Genomic DNA, 17,774 nt, shown 5'->3' on the forward strand with positions numbered 1-17,774 from the left:
ATGCATCTTCATTATCGGCGCTCTCTAAGATATATTTTCGGACGTCCTAAATAGGCTTCGGGGAGGCCGGGGTGACCGGACCGCACATCACTGACGCAAGCGGCGAAGCACCACATCCACGCGACGCACTCGGTATCGATCTGTGCATCGACCTCGACATCGACACACTCCTCGGGCGGTACCCCGACCGGCCCGGCCCGGCCGGCGACCCGGCCGGCGATCCGGAGGGCATCCGCGAGACACTGCGCGCCCACGGCATCGCCCGCGCGGTCGTCAGCTCGCTGCGTGGCGCGCTGTGGGACACCGCGGCGGGCAACGCCGACCTGCTGTCAACCGCGGCCCGGCACCCGGACCTCTTGCCCGCCGGCGTCGTCGACTTCCGCGATGCCCTGTGCGCCGACCGGGTGATCGAGCAGCTCGCGCGGTCAGGCGTACGGGCCGTCAGACTGTTCCCGGACGAGCAGCACGCCGACCCGGACTTCCCTGCCTTCCGGCACATCGCCAAGCGCGCGGTCGCCCACGGCCTGGTCGTACTGGCGGGAGGTGACATACGGCGAGTGTGGAGACCGCTTGCCGGCCTCGACGCGCAGGTGGTGTTCCTCGACACGCACTTCTACGCCTTGGCCGACTTCATCCTGGTGGCCCGGGACGAGCCCGGCTTCCATACCTCGACCAGATTGCTGAATTCGCCGGACGCCTTGGAGACCGTAGCTGCCGAAGTGGGGCCGGAGCGCCTCCTGTTCGGCTCGCGAACACCGCTGTACGAGCCGGTGGTACCTCTGCTGCGGCTGGCCCGGTCCGGCCTGAACGACGAAGCGCGGGCCATGGTCGCGGGCGGCAACGCACGCCGGCTGCTCGCGCCGGCGTGCGTACGTGCCGACGGGGACGCGGGCCCCCGGACCGCGGGGGCCGAAATAGCCGACGGTGGACCGGAGGGGAAGGCGTGATCATCGACGTACACGCCCACTGGGGCCCCTGGTTCTTCGCCATGGACGTCTCCGACGTAGTGGACAACGTGCAAGTGATGGACCGTTACGGCATCGACCTGCAGATCGTCTCCGCGACCGAGGCGGTCGTCTACGACCCGCGGACGGGCAACCGCCGTCTCGCCGACGTCCTCACCCGCACCGACCGGCTCCTCGGCTATCTCGCCATCAACCCCCGCGATCTCGCGGCAGCCGAGCACGACATCGCCGAACTGCTGCCCACCGGGCGTTTTGTCGGCGCGAAGATCCACACCGACTACACCGACAGCCCCGTCGGCTCACCCCAGATGCGGGACGCGCTCACGCTTCTCGACGAGTTGGACCTGCCGGTTCTCGTGCACACCTGGGACCGGGCGGTGCTGGAGCTGGCGCAGGTCTGTGCCGAACTGCCGCGGCTTCGCGCCATCGCCGGGCACATGGGCGGGCTCGGCTCGCACTGGGCGGTCGAGGCGACGCGTGTGTGTCCACGGTTGTACCTGGAACCCTCCTGCTCGCACGCCCCCGCCGGCCGGATCGGGCAGGTCGCCGAGCACGTCAACCCGCACCGGCTGCTGTTCGGCACGGATTCGACGCTCATCGACCCGGCGGTGGCGCTGGGCGCTGTGGCGGCGGCCAGGTTGCCCAAGGACGTCATGGAACGCGTGATGTGGCGTAACGCGGCAGAGCTCTTCGCGCTCCCGACTCCATGACTCCGACTCCCCATGTCCGGCCCCGCCAGGCGCCATGGCATCCGTCCGTCGGCACGGTGCGGGGCGGCCGCGGACCGGCGGGCCCTTCCTGCGTAAACCAACAGAAAACGCCGACGACGGGCCGAAAGCCCGACCGGGAGGTTGTGTGCGTACCGAAGCCGAGCTCGACGAGGCGCTGACCAGGCCCTCTCAAGCTCTCATCGAGTCATTGTCCGGCCTCGACGGCGACCTCGTCGTCCTCGGTGCCGGGGGCAAGATGGGACCGAGCCTCGTCCGTCTGGCCCGGCGTGCCATCGTCGAGGGCGGTCTCGCCACCAAAGTGATCGCCGTCTCCCGTTTCGGCTCCGGCGACACGGCCGAGCGGCTGAGCGCGGACGGTGTGAAGGTGATCCGGGCCGACCTCGGCGACGAGCGGGACCTCGACCGGCTGCCGGAGGCCGCGAACGTCGTCTACATGGCCGGAGCCAAGTTCGGCACGACCGGCAACGAGCACCGCACCTGGCACGCCAACAGCTATCTGCCCGGGCGCATCGCCGAGCGGTACCGCGGCGCGCGGATCGCCGCCTTCTCCACCGGGAACGTCTACCCGCTCCTACCCGTGCACTCCGGCGGCGCCACGGAGGCCACACGCACCGGACCGATCGGCGAGTACGCGATGTCCTGTCTTGGCCGGGAGCGGCTACTGGAGCACGCCTCGGTCACCTTTGGCACCCGGGTCGTGCTGCTGCGCCTGAACTACGCCATCGACCTGCGGTACGGCGTGCTGCTCGACATCGCCAGGCGCGTCCGCGACGGCGAGCCCATCGACGTGTCGATGGGCTGCGTCAACGTCTGCTGGCAGGGCTGGGCGAACGAGGTGGCCCTGCGGGCGCTGCACCTGGCGGCGATTCCGGCGGTGCCGCTCAACGTCACCGGGCCGGAGACGGTGTCGGTGCGCCGCATCGCCGAGGCGTTCGGGGCCCGGCTCGGTGTCGAGCCGCTGATCGTCGGCGAGGAGTCGGGGACCGCGCTGCTGACGGACGCCACCGAGGCGCACCGGCTGTTCGGTTACCCCACTGTTGCGCTGGGCCGGCTCATCGGCTGGACCGCGGAGTGGCTGCTGAGCGGAGCCCCGGTCTGGGACAAGCCGACGAAGTTCGAGCGACGCGACGGGAGTTTCTGACGTGACCATCCCCCCACCATCCGTGGAACCGCCCGCCGAGCTCCCCGCGGAGTTGTCCGCGATGCTGCACAAGGGCTGCGTCATCCCCGCTCACCCGCTTGCTCTGGACGAGCACCGCCGACTCGACGAGCGCCGCCAGCGCGCACTCACCCGCTACTACCTCGACGCCGGTGCCGGCGGCATCGCCGTCGGGGTGCACACCACGCAGTTCGAGATCCGTCGGCCCGACGTGGGACTGCTGCGGCCGGTGCTGGAGCTTGCCGCCGAGACGGCCCGCGAACACGCCGACCGTACGGTGCTGCTGGTGGCCGGCGCCTGCGGGGAGACCGCTCAGGCGGTCGCGGAGGCGGAACTGGCAGCGTCGTACGGCTACTCGGCGGTGCTGCTCAGTCCGGGCGGTCTGAAGCACAGGAGCGAGGAGGAACTGCTCGACCGTGCGCGGCGCGTGGCGGCGGTGCTGCCGGTCATCGGCTTCTACCTCCAGCCGGCGGTCGGCGGGCGGGCGCTGTCGGCGGCGTTCTGGAGAGCCCTCGCCGACACCCCGGGCGTCGTGGCGATCAAGATCGCGCCGTTCGACCGCTACGCGACGGCGGACGTGGTACGTGCTGTCTGTGCGAGCGAGCGCAGGGACGAGGTCGCCCTCTACACGGGGAACGACGACAACATCCTTGCCGACCTGGTGACTCCGTTCCGCTTCCGTGCCGGCGAGGAGATCGTGGAGAAGTGGATCGTCGGCGGGCTGCTCGGGCAGTGGGCCGTCTGGACGCACAGCGCGGTGCACATGCTGGAGCAGGCGCACGCGGCCGCGCGCGGGGACCAGGCGGCAGCGTCGCGGGTGCTGCGGCTGGGGCCGCAGCTCACCGACGCCAACGGTGCCGTCTTCGACGTGGCGAACGGCTTCAGCGGTTGCATACCCGGTATCCATGAGGTGCTGCGCGGGCAGGGGCTGCTGGCGGGCCGCTGGTGCCGGGATCCGGCCGAGGGCCTCTCGCCCGGTCAGGCCGAGGAGATCGGGCGGGTCCGTCGGGCCTACCCGTGGCTGACCGATGACGAGTTCGTCGCCGACCGCATCGACGGCTGGCTTCGCTGACGCCCGGCCACGGGAACCTGACGGCTCCCACAGACCCGGCCGCCGCATGCTGCGTCTCCGCGCGCGGCGGCCGGGTGCGGGCCACTCGGGTCAGGACGCCAGCTGCTGCGAAACCTCCCCGGCCAGTTGGGCGAGGTCGGCCAGACCCTGAGCCTTTGCCGCACGGCCCAGTGCCGCGGCCCGACGGGCCGCGGGCTCCGGGCTGCCCGCGCGGTAGTCCCTGACCACGAGGTCGGCCATGGCGGTGAGCGACCTGCGGGCGTCATCCGACACCGGTGCCGACCTCGCCCCGAACAGCAGCTGGTACACCCCGTACACCTGCTGCACCTCGTGGTACGCCTTCGTCGCCCGCTCCGGGTCGTGTATGTCGAAGTCCGGCAGGAGCGCACGGGAGTTGGCGGACAGGTTCCAGCCGGCCCGCGTCTCGAATCCACCGTTCGCGACGCCGAGGCCCGTGGTCTCGACGTCGTCGATCAGCGTGTCCACCCAGAAGTTCGTCACGCCCTTGGCCTCGTACAGCCGGAAGGCGATCGTCGCACTGGTCTTGCCCGCCAGGTACGGAGCGAGATCGACCTCGACGGTCTTGTAGCGTCCCGCCTCGTCCAGTGCGGCGTCCTGCTGCCAGGCGACCTGCCCGTCGACGAGGAGCTGCTTGAGGTGGTAGCCCGCCGACACACCGCCGTTGTAGTACGTGTCGTCCTGCTGGAAGCGGATGCGGTGCGGCCCGTCCGGATCCACCGTCACTGTCTGGGCGGCCTCGGCGTAGCCGCCGGGTTGGGTGGGAACGCCGGCCGGGACGAAGAGGCTGAGCCGGCCGTCGCCGGTGCGGGCGTGGTTGTCGTTGCGCCAGTCGTCGGCCGGGTCCAGCGGCAGGATGTAGGTCATGGTGCCGCCCAGCTTGCCCGCCGCGGTGTACTCGGCTCCCACTTGGGTCGTCTCGCGCACGTACTGCGGTGTCGGTGGCATCGGGGTCCCCGACAGTGCGCTGGTGTAGTTCATCAGGTACAGCTGCTTGCCGTACGGCACGAGTTTGGCCGACGCGGCGTCGAGCTGTGCGCGCAGTGAGTCCGTGCGCTGGGTGTTGCGGTACGGGTCGTCCCGGTAGGCCATGATCAGCCCGTCGGTCACGGGGGCGTACGCGTCCGCGAACTGCTGGGTGATCGTGCCGTTGTAGACCTGCGGCATGAATCGCAGCGACGGGTTGACCGACTTGGAGGTCTGCCGCATCCGCTGGACGTAGTCCGGGGTGAACAGGCCGAGGTTGTGGTTGAAGTCGTCGATCGCATAGCCCTTCAACGCCGGATAGCGCGTCGAGAGCGTCGCGATCTCCTTCGCCCACCTGAGGTAGTCGGTGGTGAAGGGATAGGAGCACCGCGACGGTGAGCACTCGGTCGGCGGGACCAGATAGACCCACACATCGAGCCCGTGCCGCTGCGCCGCGGGGAGGAACTCGGCACGCAGATCGTCCCAGTCACTGGGGGCGTCCCAGATCAGGTAGATGAAGGTGTCGTTGTGCAGGTGGTCGAGCTTGCGCAGGGTCGCGGGGGTGTCGACGTGTCGGTAGCCGTCCGCCCGCGGGTCCGCCTCCCGGATCTCGCCGCCGTACGACGCGAGCATCCCGTCGGAGTGGGGCGCGGACGGCGGCCCGGCCGCCGCCGGCATGGTGGTGAGGGCCGTCGCGACCAGGGCAAGGAGCGCGATGAGGGCACGCGTGGTCGTCAGGAGCCTTGGGATGTGCAAGGGTCCTCCTTCTGGGGTGAGGTGGAAGGGTCGCGGGCGGTGCCGAGCCCGTCCCAGGCGAGCGCGGCGGCGCCGATCGCACCCGCCCACGGACCGAGGCCGGCGGGCAGCAGGGGCACTTGATGGATGCCGGCGAGCCGTGTGCCCAGGGCGGCGTGCAGCGGGCTGAACAGCGCGGGTCCCGCAGCGGCGAGGCCACCTCCGACGATCAGCGCGTCGGGATCGATGACGGCGGAGGCCGCGGCGATGCCGTGGGCCAGGGCGTGCACGGCTTCGCACCACAGCCGGGCGGCGACGGCCTCTCCGGCGTGGGCTCGTTGGGCGACCTCCTGTGCCGTGACCCGTTGGGGCACCTGGCTTTCCGCCCGGTAGCGGCGCTCCAGCGCCGCGGCGGAGCCGATCGCCTCCACGCATCCGGACTTGCCGCACACGCAGCGCGGACCGGCGGGGTCTGCGATCAGGTGCCCGATCTCGCCGGCACTGCCACGCCGACCGGGGCGGACCCGGCCGTCGAGAACGATCGCCGCGCCGACACCGGTGCCGACCGTGACGACGACAAGATCGCGCAGCCCGCGGCCCGCCCCCGCGCGGGACTCGGCGAGCGCGGCGAGCCGCACGTCGTGTCCGACGCGGGTGGGCAGTCCGGTGCGCGCGGCGGCAAGCTCGCCGACGGGCCAGTCGTGCCAGCCGATGTTCTCGGAGAAGAGACCGATGCCGGCGTCCTCGTCGACCTGGCCGGGGATTCCGATGCCCATCGAGGCGATCCGGCCGGACATGCGGGAGGCGTACGCGAGGACCTCGTCGACCGCTCCGAGGATGCGCCGTGTGGCCGCCTCCGGTCCGCCGTCGGCACCGGTCCGGAAGGTCCAGCGTGCCAGTGTGCGCAAGTTCCGGTCGGCGACCACGGCCTTGACCGAGGTACCTCCGACGTCCACGCCGATCACGTACGCGGGGGCCGGATTCACCGCGCGTCGCCTTCTGTGTGAGCAGCACCTGCAGGCGGATCCGGGGCCGCCTCCTCCGCCGGATCCGCCGCCCAATCCTCGGTCGGATCTGCCGTCGGATCCGCTGCCAGTGCCCGCAGTCGACGCAAGGGGTCCGCGGTCTTGGCGGCGGCGACTGCCTCGGCGCCCTTCCCGGCGTACTGGTCGGACAGGGCCGCGGTGAAGGCCTCTCGCCATCGGGCCCATGCGTCCAGCAACCGCCCGACCTCCCGCTCCGAGCGGCGATGTGCGGCGTCCAGTGCCGGATCGGCCTGGGTACGTCCGTCGGCATGTGCGTCGGCGTGCCACGCGGCGGTGCGGCAGGCTGTCTCGGTCTCGAGTTCCAGCAGTGCGTGGCGGGCGCACAGCGCGAGCACCTCCTCGCCGTGCTCGATGAACAGCGCCTCGGCGGAGCGCAGGTAGTGCGGTTCGCGGCGGGTTACGCCGGCTTCCGCCTGGCGTAGCCCGGCTGCCGGCGGTCCGAGCAGCCGGTCGATGTCGTCCCTGGTGGCATCGGCGTTCCAGTACAGCTCCCCGGAGGCGGCCAGGGACGGCCAAGCGGACGCCAGCGGCTCGGTGGGCGGCGAGACCGTGCTGTAAGCAGCCCATGCCGTGCTCACGACGCCGGCGGCGCCCAATGCCCGTGCCTGCCGGGCCCATACCGCGGCGTTGGCGATGCGGCGCCCCCACAGGGGAAAGCAGACGTTTTCGCCGTCGCAGCCGCGCACGCCCGAGGCCCCGATCAGGCGGCGACCGCGGGCCGTGATCGCGCGGGCCCACGGCAGCGCATGCCCGCCGAGGTCGTCGGCGTCGTACTTCACCGCTCGCAACAGCCTTTGCTCGTCGGCAGGCAGCGACTCCAGGTCCACCAGCCGCGCATCGGGGGGAAGCCCGGGCAGCGCCTCCGGGTCGAGGCGCAGTGCCGCGCTCGCCACGATCGCCGGCGGGTTGCCCCACCGCACATGTCCGGTGCGGTCGCGGTGGGCGGCGTACTCCCAGGCCATCACGATCGTCTCCGGGGGCAGCTCGTCGATTATCGCGGGATCGCGCTCGGCGTACAGCACGTCGTCCCAGACCACCGGTCGCCGGCCCCGCTCGACCACCAGCCGCGCGGCCCGGGAGACGTACTGGCTGTACAGCTGCGGGCGTCCGTGGTCCGCGACATACGCGAGGCAGCGTTCGCAGGTTCCCAGCGACCACGGTTCGTCGCCGCCGATGTGGACGAGTGAGGCGTCCGGGTGGGCGGCGAGCACCTCGTCGAGCATGGTCGTGAACAGGCCGAGCGATCCGGGGTGCAGCGGACACAGTTGCTGTCGCCGGTCGTCCTCGGCGAGGTGGGCGTGGGCCGGACGGCACAGCGCGTACTCAAGGTGCCCCAGGCACTGCACGAGCGGGACGACGTCGATGCCGAGTCGCGCGGCGTCGTCGAGCAGGCCGCGCAGTTGGTCTTCCGTCAGCGCGTGCGGGGCACTGATCCCCAGCGTGTCGCCGTAGGGGAACTTGTCCTCGTACTCGACGAGCAGCGTATTGATCCTCCACCGGCCGAGCCGGCCGAGGACGTCGCGCAGGAGGTCGAGGCTCGGCATCGGGCCCTTCAGATCGAGGTGCACGCCGCGCAGCGCCAGGTCGGGGAAGTCCACCAGGCGGCCGCAACCGGGCCCGACGGCGGCCAGCGTGGCGGCCGCGTACAACAGACCGCGCGCATCGTGGGCGACCAGCTCGATGCGGTCCGGGCGGGTCTCGACGACGTACGCGTCGGTGTGGTCCGGCGGGGAAGTGGCGCGCCCGTCCCGGTCGGCGCCGGCCACGATCCGGCCGGGTGCGCCATCCGGCCGCAGCCGCAGTCCGGTGAACGCGGCCACCGCGCGGCCGGCCTCGACCGCGTCCGGCGGACAGTGCACCACCGAGCCGGGAGGCGCGGTGAACCGGCCGGGCCGCGGGTGCACCGCCTTGGGGCGAGGGAACACATCCCGGGCGTCCATCAGCGGATCCCGTTCCTTCCGATGTCGGGGACGTACAACTCGCCGTCCCGCACCCGCAGCAGTGCGGGCCGGTGGGCGGCCAGTTCCGCGTTGCCGTCCGGGGCGTACTGCCGGCTGTTGCACTCCAGCGCCGGCACGCTGCGCGACAGGTGCGCGGCGAACGCGGCGGAGTGCTCCAGTGCGGCACCGACGCTGGTGAGGTCCTGCAGGGTGAGGAACCTGCCGTGGCGGCGCGCCCAGCAAGCGGCCAGCAGGGTCTGGGTCTGGCCCTTGGCGGTCTTGACCGCCACGCCGCTCCATCCCTCGGCGGCCAGCTCGTCCAGGCGGGTGGCGTCGTCGGCGCCCTCGTCGGCGACGATCGGCAGCTCGGCCCCGAGGGTGGCCAGGGCTCCGGGGTGATGGGACGCATCGCGTGGGAAGGGCTGCTCGGCGTAGACGAGGGCGCGGCGGACTTCGGGGGCGTCACGCTCCAGCAGGCGGAGCACGGTGAGCAGTTCTTCCGGACCGCCGTATGCCTCGTTGGGGTCCAGCGACAGGCGCGGCCGCGCCGGTCCGCCGCCGCGGGCGGCCAGCGCCTCGGTGGCCACCCGGTACACCTCGCGCACCCGTGCGGCGTCGTGGTCCGGGGCGGTGCCGTGCACCTTGAGCTTCAGCCACCGCACTCCATCGCGGCGTACCCAGGTAGCGAGGTCCCGGGGCGGGCCGTCGGCGGTGGCAGGGCGGTCCGGGCCGCCCGATTCGGCGGGCGTCAGCGGTTCGTCCACGCCGACGACGTGCTGCACGGGCAGCCTGGTGGCCGGCTTCCCGGCGAGACAGTCGGCGGGGTGGCGCCCGGCGAAGGCCGGGCCGAGGTAGTCGGCCAGGTCCGCGCCCAGGTGGTCGGCGTCGTAGAGCCGGTAGGCACTGGCGCCGGCGGCGCGCGCCCAGGCGTCGTGCAGCGCGGTGTCCACGGGCGCCAGGCAGAGCAGCCCGGCCAGCCGCGGTATCGGGTGCGGCAGCCGGCGGGCGGTACGGGCGTGCCCGGGCAAGTCGCCGAGTGCGCGGGCAAGTCCGACGCCGAGGCGGAGCGGGTCGTGGTACCCGTCCGCCGCGAGGACGGCGTCGCGTGCCAGCTCGACGACGGTGCGCATGACCGCGTCCCGGTCCTCGCCCTGGCACGGTGTGCCGCCGTACGCCCAGGGGTGGGAGAGCAGCACCGTGCCGTGCCCGCTCGCCCTGGCGCCCTTCCGATTGCGCACGCCGAGGGTGACCTGCGCCTCGGTCAGGCCGGTGATGGGTCCTGAGCTGAGCACCAGGGGGGTGCGGAAGGGTACGGCCCGGTACCGGACTTCGGCATGTTCGACGCGTACGTCGCTCGGGCGTGCGGTGGGGGTCACCGCGCCGCACCGGATCGCCCCGCGGCCCCCGGGTACCGCGCGTCCCGGTATCTGGCCGCGAACGCGGCGCCGTCGTAGGAGACGCCGTCCACGGCGGGGTCGTCGAGTGCCACCCAGCGCCCGCCTTCGCGTTGCGAGGCGCGTGCGGCGAGCGCGGCCAGCTCCGGCTCCATCAGTGCGGTGAGCGGCAGCGGTGCGGGGGCCTGCCCGGCGAGGAAGGGGAGTACGGCGGTGAGGAGGCTTTCGTAGAGCCGGCCGGGCTCGCAGATCAGGTGCTCGACGTCCGTCTCGGTCAGGACGGTGGCGTGGAACGGGTGCCGCGCGGCCGTGGGGCCGAGACTGACCATGCCGGTACGCCCGTCGTGCCAGGCCAGTTCCACCCTGTGCTGGACGTGTCCCCCCAGATGCCGTGCGGCCGACACGCCCGGCCCCAGCAGCCCGTGCAGCAGTGAGTAGGCGTGGACGCCGTAGTCGAACGGGTCGCCCGAGCAGCCGACCAGCGCGAATTCCGCCGGGTCCGCGGGGTGGCGCTCGTGCCATGCGGCGGCCTCGGCACACCAGCGCAGCGACGAGCCGCCGGCGATCCGCACTCCTGCCTCGGCCCACGTGCACATCTGCCGCAGGTCGGCCGCTCGCCCACCGAAGGGTTTGTCGACGAACAGGGCGACCCCCGCCTCGGCGAACGGAGCCGCCCGTTCGACGCGCCGGTCCCAGTCGCAGCCGTGCAGGAAGGCGGCGTCCACCTCGGCGGCCATGTGCGGCAGGGAAGTGAAGACCTGTGCGATGCCGTGGCGGTCGGCGAACCCCCGTGCGTAGCCATGGGGGTGGACGTCGCCACTGTCGTGAACGCCGACGACTTCATGGCCTGCGGCCCGGATCAGCGGCAGAAATGCCTCCGGGTGCGAGGTGTCGAGGTCGACCAGCCCGATGCGCATGGTGTGTCCTTTCGGGTCGGGGGTGTACGGCAGCGCGGGCAGGGCCGGCCCAGGGCGGCGGCGGCCTCCCGCGGTCGGCGGCCGTGCCGAGGCGCCCGGTGGGGCCGTCAGCCCTTGACTGCGCCCTTCATGCCGTCGATGAAGTGCTTCTGCATGGCGATGAAGAAGACGATGACCGGCAGGATCGCCATGACGGTGCCGGCGGCCAGGCTGCGCACGTCGTCGCCGAAGATTCCCTGCAGGTACGCCAGGCCGAGGGAGATGGGGTACTTGTCGTCGCTCTTGAGCACCACCAGCGGCCAGATGAAGTTGTTCCAGACGTTGAGGAATCCGAAGATCGCCAGCGTCGCCAGGGTGGGACGCACCTGGGGCAGCACCACTCGCCAGAAGATCTGGAACTCGTTGCAGCCATCGATGCGGGCGGCGTCGGAGAGTTCACGGGGCACCTGCTCGAAGGCCTGGCGCAGCAGGAAGACGCCGAACGCGCTGAGCAGGCCGGGCAGGACCACTCCGGCGAAGCTGTCGACCATCCCGAGTTGGGAGATGACGAGGAATCGGGGGACGAGCATCACCTCGCCCGGCAGGAACATGGTGGACAGGATCAGGAAGAACATGAACTGCCGGCCGCGGAACCGCATCCGGGCGAGCGGGTACGCCGCCAGGGCGGATACGGCCAGATACGCCGGCACCGTCAGCAGCTCCAGGAGCAGCGAGTTGAACAGATAACGGGGAAAGGGGATCTTGGTCCAGGCCTCGGCGAACCAGTGCAGGACGGGAGGGAGGGGGAGGATCTGCGGTGGGAAGGAGTAGACCGGCTGGTCCGGTGACTTCAGCGCCGAGGACACCAGGATCAGGAACGGCCCGATGAACAGGAGTGAGACGAGAGAGAGCAGCGCGTAGAAGAAGATCTTCGTGCGAGTCTTCATGTGTCGGTCACCGTCCTCCCGCGTGTGACCTTGTAGCTGATCACCGACAGGACGACGAGGATCGCCCACAGCACCAGGCCCATGCTGTTGGCGTAGCCCACGTCGAACCGGCGGAACGCCTCGTCGTAGATGTAGTAGCCGAGGGTCATCGTCGAGTCCTGCGGCCCGCCCTGGGTCATCACGAACACCGAGGTGAAGACCTGCATGGAGTCCAAGGACGCGAGTACGACCACGACCGCGACGTACGGGCGGATCAGCGGGATCGTCACGTACCGGAGCCGCTGCACCGGCCCCGCGCCGTCCACGTGCGCCGCCTCGTACAGCTCACGCGGGATCGACTGCAGCCCGGCGAGATAGATCATCATGTAGTAGCCGATTGACTTCCAGCTCTCGACGACGACGAGCGCGGGCAGGGCCCAACCGGGTTCGAGCAGGTACTGCACCGGCTGGTCGAGGATGCCGAGCGAGGTCAGCACCCAGTTCAGTATGCCGCGCTGGTGGAACACGTAGTTCCAGGCGATGGCCACGGCCACCATCGAGGTGACGACGGGCAGGTAGTACAGCAGCCGGTATGCCTTGATGCCCCGCAGCGGCAGGTTGACCAGGACGGCCAGCAGCATCGGCACGACCACGAGGATCGGCAGCATCCCCAGCATGAACAGGAACGAGTTGCCGAGCGCGGTCCAGAACCGGGGGTCGTGCCAGAGGTGTTCGAAGTTGCCCAGCCCCACCCACGTGGCGGGCGACACCACGCGGTAGTCGTAGAAGGACAGTTGGATCGCCGTTACGGCCGGCCAGGCGAAGAAGACCCCGAGCAGCCCGAGCGCCGGTGTCAGGAACAGGTAGGGAGTCGTCCGCCGATGCCGCGGCACCCGGCGCTTGTGCGGTGCCGGTTCCGGCGGGCCGGCGCCGCGCCGCTCCAGCGGCGCGTGTTGCAACGTGTGAGTCCTCGTCATGCCTCACCCTTCGTCGGGGCCGGACCGGGGCGGCCGGCAGCCCTGCGCGCTTCTCGATCGCCGTTCGCCGCAACCTCTTGACAGCGCGACAGCGATGAATAGCCTGTGTCCGAAACAAAGATTTGGGACAGCCGAAATTGGAAAGTGGGGGGAAAGTAGCCCCGCGCGTACGGGCTGTCAAGGGTTCCTACGGCCCGTCACCTCACCCGTTGGAAGCCGTCGGTTGATGCAGCCTCCGGCGGTCTGCACACACCTGGAGGTCTGCTGTGAGAACGGGCTCGCTGCGCCGACAAACCGCCATTGCCTTGGCGGTAGCCGGCCTTGTCACCGCCTGCGCCCCGGGGGCGCAGAAGTCGTCCGACGACGACCAGGACTCCGGTCCAGCCAAGATCGAGTTCTGGACGATCAATCTGAAGAAGAATTACAACGACTACATCCAGGGGCTGATCGACCGCTACCACAAGGACCACCCGGACGTCACGATCCGCTGGGTCGACATCCCCGGCACCAACGTCAAGCAGAAACTGCTGTCGGCGATCGCGAGCGGTGACACGCCCGACGTCGTGAACCTCACCAACATCGACCTCGAGCAGTTCGTGCCATCACTGGCCGACCTCGGCGAATACGTGACGCCCGAGCAGCGCAAGCAGTACATCCCGTCGCTGATGGCACCGCTGCAGCGGGACGGCAAACTCATTGGGATCCCCTGGTACAACGGCGGCGCGCCGATCTCCATCGTCAACCCCGCTCTGGTGCGCAAGGCCGGACTGAACCCGGACGAGTCACCCAAGACCTTCGACGAGGCGCTGAGTTGGGGTGCGAAGGTCCACAAGGCCGATGCGAAGACGTACGGCATGAACGGCATCCCGGACGCAACCATCCTGCAGATGGAAGGCATCGACGTCCTGTCCGCGGACCGCAAGAAGGCGGCGTTCAACACTCCCGAGGCAGCCGCCGTCCTCGACAAGTGGCGCGCCGGCTTCAAGAACGGAGCCATCGCTCCCGGCACCACCGTCAAAGACGACCGGCAGTATCCGCAGACGCTGGACAACGAGCAGGTCGCCTTCAGCGCGAGCACCCTGCCGTTCAACCTGCTGAACATCCAAAAGAACAGCCCGGACGTCTACCGCAAGCTCAGGGTCGGGCCGGCCGCTGTCGGTGGGAGCGGCCGCTACGTGCTGCCCGACCAGCAGACGTTCGTCGTCCCGGCCGCGTCCAAGCACCGGAAAGTGGCTGCCGACTTCACGCTGTACTTCACCAACGCGGCCAACCAGACGGCCTTCTGCAAGCTGGTACCGATCTACCCCTCCACCAAGGAGTCGTTGAAGGACCCCTTCTTCAGCACGTTCAAGCAGGGCAACCTCATGGACCAGGCGCGCAAGGTGATCGCCGAGGAACTGCCCAAGCTGAAGCTCGGGTTCTACGGCACCGGCAAGGACGACGAGCTCAACGAGCGGTTCAGAGAGCACATCAGGGCCTTCCTCACCGGCTCGAAGTCCGCGAAGCAGACGCTGGGCGAGACCGAGAAGGAGTGGAACGACATCCTCGCCAGCAAGAGCTGACCCGCGTGTGCCGGCCGGCCGCCGCGCGGCACGTACATCGACACAGGAGATCAGGGATGGATCAGGTACGAGTGGGCATCGTCGGCGCCGGCATCATGGGTCGTGCGCACGCCGACGTGCTGCGCGGACACCCGGGGGCCGTGGTGACCGCGGTCAGCAGCCGCCGCCGTGGGCCGGCCGAGGAGCTCGCGGCCCACGCGGGCGGCGCCCGCGTCCACGCCGGCTACCAGGAACTGGTCGCCGACGACGCCGTCGACCTGGTGGTCGTCGCGACCCCTGACCACCTGCACGCCGATGTCGTCGTGGCCGCCGCGGAGGCCGGACGGCACGTGCTGGTCGAGAAGCCCTTCACCACCTCCGCCGCGGACGCCGACCGGGCGCTGGCCGCGGTCCGGCGGGCGGGCGTCAAGGCGATGACGGTGTTCAACCACCGGTGGGTGCCGTCCTACGCACAGGCCAAGGACCGGATCGCGGCCGGCGACATCGGCACTCCGGTCCTCGGCTACGCCCGCAAGAACGACCGCATCCACGTGCCCACGCGGATGATTCCATGGGCCGCCGACACCACGGTCTCGTGGTTTCTCTCCAGCCATGACATCGACCTCGTGTGCTGGCTCTTCGACGACCAGGTCGAAGAGGTCTACGCCAACGCGGTCAACGGACGGCTGACCGGGCTCGGTGTCGACACCCCGGACGCCATCCAGGCCCAGGCACGCTTCCGCGGCGGCGGCGTGGCGACGTTCGAGGCCTGCTGGATCTACCCGGACACCTTTCCCACGATGACCGACTCGTTCGTCGAGATCGTCGGCAGCGACGGAGTCATCCACCTCGACCGCAAGGTCGAGCAGATCGAGATCGCCACCGCCACGGCTCACGAATACCCCCGCAACCTGCTGCAGCGCACCGTGCACGGACGTCCCGCCGGAGCCGTGGCCGAGGCCGTGTGGCACCTCGTCGACTGCATCGCCGGCGACACCGAACCGGTCGTGAGCCTGGAGAGCTCACGGCACGTCACGGCGGTACTGGAAGCCATCCACCGTTCCATCGAGACCGGTGCGCCCGCGCCGGTGGCGGGGTCGACGGTGGCGCACCGGACAGAGGCGGACTGAATGCCGGTCGAGAAGCCACCGCACGTCGACGAAAGGAGGATGCGGCAGATTACCGACGCCGCCCTCCTCGCCGGCCTCGACGCGGACAAGCCGCAGCTCAGGGCCGTCACGGCCGCGGCCGCCACGGGTGACCTATCCGCCGCGCTCGCCGCGCTGCGCGGGCATCTCGCCGGCCGCGAGGACCCCGCACCGGCCCTCGACACGCTCCGCTGGGCCGGCCACGTCGCCGGCACCGATGCGGCAGCGAGGGTGATCGCCGCCGCCGACGGGCTGCTCACCGGGCGCACGGACTTCACCGACCCGGCGCACGGCAAGTCCGGCCTGTACGCGTACCACTACCTGTACTGGGCTCAGCCACTGGTGCACGCCGCGGCCCTCACGGGCGACGAGCGGTACGTCCGCCGGTTCGCCGGGATCCTCGACGCGTGGTACGCGAGCCGGGACCACGTCCGCGGTGAGTGGCCGGGCCTGCACCCCGTCTGGTACACCCTCGGTGTCGCCGGCCGGTCCCAGGTCCTGATCCAGGCGCTCCGCGTGCTGGGAACCTCGGTGGCGCTGCCGGACGGCACCTGGCTGTCGATCGTCAAGACGCTGCTGGGCGGCGCGCGCTGGCTGACCGAGGAGCACGACACGTTCCGGCATGGCAACTGGCAGCTCACCGGCTGCTCCGTGCTCGCCCAGATCGCGGCGTTCCTGCCGGAGTTCTCCGAGTCGGCCGGCTGGGCGGAGGTCGCGCGCGCCCGGCTGGACGACCACTTGGAGCTGGACGTCTACGCCGACGGCGGGCACTACGAGCGCACGCCGTCGTACCACACGATGTGCCTGGGCTCCCTCCAGATCGCGGCCGTCGTGGGCGAGCAGTACCTCGGCTGGGATCTCGCGGCGCACCCGCGGTTCGCGGCCATGCACGACTGGCTGCTGTCCCTGACCGCACCGCCCGGCTGGGTGCCGCCGTTCAACGACTCGCACCTCGTGTGGAGCGGCGAGCACCTGCTGCGCGGCCACTACCTCCTCGGCCGCCCCGCGTACAAGGAGCTCGCGGAGCACACGCTGTCCGCGGAGCGGATCCGCGAGGTCCTCGCCTGGCTGCCCGCACGGCCCGGCCGCGGCGCTCCGGCGGACGAGTTCGCCGCGGCGCCGGGCGCGCGCCCCCCGGCTGGATCGGCGTTGCTCCCGCAGAGCAAGTTCGCGGTGCTGCGGGCGGAGGGCGGGGACGCCACCGGTGCCGACGGCCTGTACGCCGCGGTCAACTGCGGCCCGCTCATCGAGCACGAGCTGGAGAGCCACAGCCATCTGACCGCGGTCGATCTGCTGCTGTGCGGGTACGGCGAGCCCCTGGCCTGGGAGGCCGGCGGCCCGGACAGCTACGACGACCCTCGCTACCACTCGTGGTACCGCTCAGCCTGCGCGCACAACACGGTGACGCTGCCGGGCGAGGACATGGCCGAGGACCACGATGCCGAGGTCGGGTTCTTCGCCACGCTCCCGGAGGCTGACGTGCTGGCCGCCGTGCACACCGGACACGGCACCCCCCACCGCCGCACGGTGATCTTCGTCCGGCCCGGTGCGGCCGGCCCCGGATACTGGCTGGTCCACGACGAGTTGGCGGAGGCTGGCGCCTTCCAGTGGCTGCTGCACTCGCCCCGCCCGTGGATGCCGTCGGGCACGCACCGGCACGGTTACCGCACCGCCCGGGGACCGGGCCTGCTCGTCCTCCCCACCGAGCCGCACCGCGTGCACGAGGTGCGGACCAGCGAGGGACCCTGCACCGTCCCGGACCCCGCGGCCCGCGGCTCGGCCCCCGGCACGCTGCACGGCCTGGCCTTCGGCTACGACGCCGGACCGGCCGCCGTCGTGCTCGCACCGTTCCGCGAGACCCCGCCCCCGGTGGAGGTGACCGCCGAAGGCCAGGACGTCCTGGTGCATACCGGGCCGACGACCGACCGGATCGGACCCGGCCGGCTGGTACGGGTCGGCGCGGACGGCGTGCGCGTCGCCGCGCTGTGGCAGGGCGATCGGCTGGAGCACGAGGGTCGGGTGCTGCTCGCCGGCCGTGGCATCACCGCGGCCGGCCTCACCCGGACCGCCGACCGGCTGACCGTCACCGCCGAGTGCCGCGCACGGACGACCCTCACGGTGGGCGAGACCTCGGCGCGGCAGGTCCGGCTGAGCGGCGTCATCCTGCCCGAGACCACCCACGGCGCCGGCGGCGGTCCGGTCCGCGTCGTGCTGCCCGCCGCGGGCCGTTGGACCGTCGAGATCGAAAGGAGCCGGTGAC

General features: G+C 71.1%; 14 protein-coding genes. 7 read left to right on the forward strand and 7 right to left on the reverse strand.

Annotation, left to right across the window (positions count from 1 at the left end):
* Nucleotides 1-71: 71 nt before the first annotated feature.
* The 4 genes from ABZS71_RS12870 to ABZS71_RS12885 all read left to right on the forward strand — a co-directional run bounded on the left by ABZS71_RS12870 (nt 72) and on the right by ABZS71_RS12885 (nt 3,927).
* Nucleotides 72-947: an amidohydrolase family protein gene (locus ABZS71_RS12870; protein WP_356209432.1), complete on the forward strand. Its 876-nt coding sequence runs from the start codon at nt 72-74 to the stop codon at nt 945-947.
* Nucleotides 944-1,675 (forward strand): amidohydrolase family protein, encoded by a 732-nt coding sequence (locus ABZS71_RS12875; RefSeq protein WP_356209434.1) that lies wholly within the window; start codon nt 944-946, stop codon nt 1,673-1,675. Before ABZS71_RS12870 ends, ABZS71_RS12875 begins: the two co-directional genes overlap by 4 nt.
* 145 nt (nt 1,676-1,820) lie before the next feature.
* Nucleotides 1,821-2,837: an NAD-dependent epimerase/dehydratase family protein gene (locus tag ABZS71_RS12880; RefSeq protein ID WP_356209436.1), complete on the forward strand. Its 1,017-nt coding sequence runs from the start codon at nt 1,821-1,823 to the stop codon at nt 2,835-2,837.
* 61 nt (nt 2,838-2,898) lie between these two features.
* Complete coding sequence (locus tag ABZS71_RS12885) at nt 2,899-3,927, forward strand: dihydrodipicolinate synthase family protein (protein WP_356209552.1); 1,029 nt, start codon at nt 2,899-2,901, stop codon at nt 3,925-3,927.
* 90 nt (nt 3,928-4,017) lie between these two features.
* Here the strand turns inward: ABZS71_RS12885 and ABZS71_RS12890 are convergent, their stop codons facing one another.
* The 7 genes from ABZS71_RS12890 to ABZS71_RS12920 form a co-directional block, all read right to left on the reverse strand.
* Nucleotides 4,018-5,667, reverse strand: a complete 1,650-nt coding sequence (locus tag ABZS71_RS12890) for a hypothetical protein (protein WP_356209438.1) — start codon at nt 5,665-5,667, stop codon at nt 4,018-4,020.
* Nucleotides 5,646-6,632 (reverse strand): ROK family protein, encoded by a 987-nt coding sequence (locus ABZS71_RS12895; RefSeq protein ID WP_355852818.1) that lies wholly within the window; start codon nt 6,630-6,632, stop codon nt 5,646-5,648. Before ABZS71_RS12895 ends, ABZS71_RS12890 begins: the two co-directional genes overlap by 22 nt.
* Nucleotides 6,629-8,632 (reverse strand): family 20 glycosylhydrolase, encoded by a 2,004-nt coding sequence (locus ABZS71_RS12900; RefSeq protein WP_356209441.1) that lies wholly within the window; start codon nt 8,630-8,632, stop codon nt 6,629-6,631. Before ABZS71_RS12900 ends, ABZS71_RS12895 begins: the two co-directional genes overlap by 4 nt.
* Complete coding sequence (locus tag ABZS71_RS12905) at nt 8,632-10,008, reverse strand: enolase C-terminal domain-like protein (RefSeq protein ID WP_356209445.1); 1,377 nt, start codon at nt 10,006-10,008, stop codon at nt 8,632-8,634. The genes ABZS71_RS12900 and ABZS71_RS12905 overlap by 1 nt, the downstream gene beginning before the upstream one ends.
* Entirely contained in the window at nt 10,005-10,943 is a 939-nt protein-coding gene (locus ABZS71_RS12910; RefSeq protein ID WP_356209447.1) for a hypothetical protein, read from the reverse strand. Before ABZS71_RS12910 ends, ABZS71_RS12905 begins: the two co-directional genes overlap by 4 nt.
* Nucleotides 10,944-11,050: 107 nt before the next feature.
* Nucleotides 11,051-11,869: a carbohydrate ABC transporter permease gene (locus tag ABZS71_RS12915; RefSeq protein WP_356209449.1), complete on the reverse strand. Its 819-nt coding sequence runs from the start codon at nt 11,867-11,869 to the stop codon at nt 11,051-11,053.
* Nucleotides 11,866-12,825 (reverse strand): sugar ABC transporter permease, encoded by a 960-nt coding sequence (locus tag ABZS71_RS12920; protein WP_355852803.1) that lies wholly within the window; start codon nt 12,823-12,825, stop codon nt 11,866-11,868. The genes ABZS71_RS12915 and ABZS71_RS12920 overlap by 4 nt, the downstream gene beginning before the upstream one ends.
* 305 nt (nt 12,826-13,130) lie before the next feature.
* On the opposite strand from ABZS71_RS12920, the gene ABZS71_RS12925 reads away from it, so the two are divergent.
* Genes ABZS71_RS12925 through ABZS71_RS12935 form a run of 3 tightly spaced genes read left to right on the forward strand, consistent with a single transcriptional unit; the run spans nt 13,131 to nt 17,773 of the window.
* The gene (locus ABZS71_RS12925) at nt 13,131-14,387 is read left to right on the forward strand and encodes an extracellular solute-binding protein (protein ID WP_356209452.1); all 1,257 of its coding nucleotides are present in this window, start codon (nt 13,131-13,133) and stop codon (nt 14,385-14,387) included.
* A gap of 56 nt (nt 14,388-14,443) precedes the next feature.
* The gene (locus tag ABZS71_RS12930) at nt 14,444-15,496 is read left to right on the forward strand and encodes a Gfo/Idh/MocA family oxidoreductase (protein ID WP_356209455.1); all 1,053 of its coding nucleotides are present in this window, start codon (nt 14,444-14,446) and stop codon (nt 15,494-15,496) included.
* 39 nt (nt 15,497-15,535) lie between these two features.
* Nucleotides 15,536-17,773 (forward strand): heparinase II/III family protein, encoded by a 2,238-nt coding sequence (locus ABZS71_RS12935; protein WP_356209458.1) that lies wholly within the window; start codon nt 15,536-15,538, stop codon nt 17,771-17,773.
* Nucleotide 17,774: the final 1 nt, after the last annotated feature.

The sequence above is a fragment of the Streptomyces sp. NPDC005393 genome, assembly GCF_040606675.1.
Classification (GTDB): domain Bacteria; phylum Actinomycetota; class Actinomycetes; order Streptomycetales; family Streptomycetaceae; genus Streptomyces.

Bases quoted from the DNA above. Each gene is read 5' to 3' on its own strand.
- ABZS71_RS12885 (WP_356209552.1), top strand. From the start codon at position 2,899: ATGCTGCACAAGGGCTGCGTCATCCCCGCTCACCCGCTTGCTCTGGAC.
- ABZS71_RS12900 (WP_356209441.1), bottom strand. From the start codon at position 8,632: ATGGACGCCCGGGATGTGTTCCCTCGCCCCAAGGCGGTGCACCCGCGG.
- ABZS71_RS12910 (WP_356209447.1), bottom strand. From the start codon at position 10,943: ATGCGCATCGGGCTGGTCGACCTCGACACCTCGCACCCGGAGGCATTT.
- ABZS71_RS12915 (WP_356209449.1), bottom strand. From the start codon at position 11,869: ATGAAGACTCGCACGAAGATCTTCTTCTACGCGCTGCTCTCTCTCGTC.
- ABZS71_RS12920 (WP_355852803.1), bottom strand. From the start codon at position 12,825: ATGACGAGGACTCACACGTTGCAACACGCGCCGCTGGAGCGGCGCGGC.
- ABZS71_RS12930 (WP_356209455.1), top strand. From the start codon at position 14,444: ATGGATCAGGTACGAGTGGGCATCGTCGGCGCCGGCATCATGGGTCGT.
- ABZS71_RS12935 (WP_356209458.1), top strand. From the start codon at position 15,536: ATGCGGCAGATTACCGACGCCGCCCTCCTCGCCGGCCTCGACGCGGAC.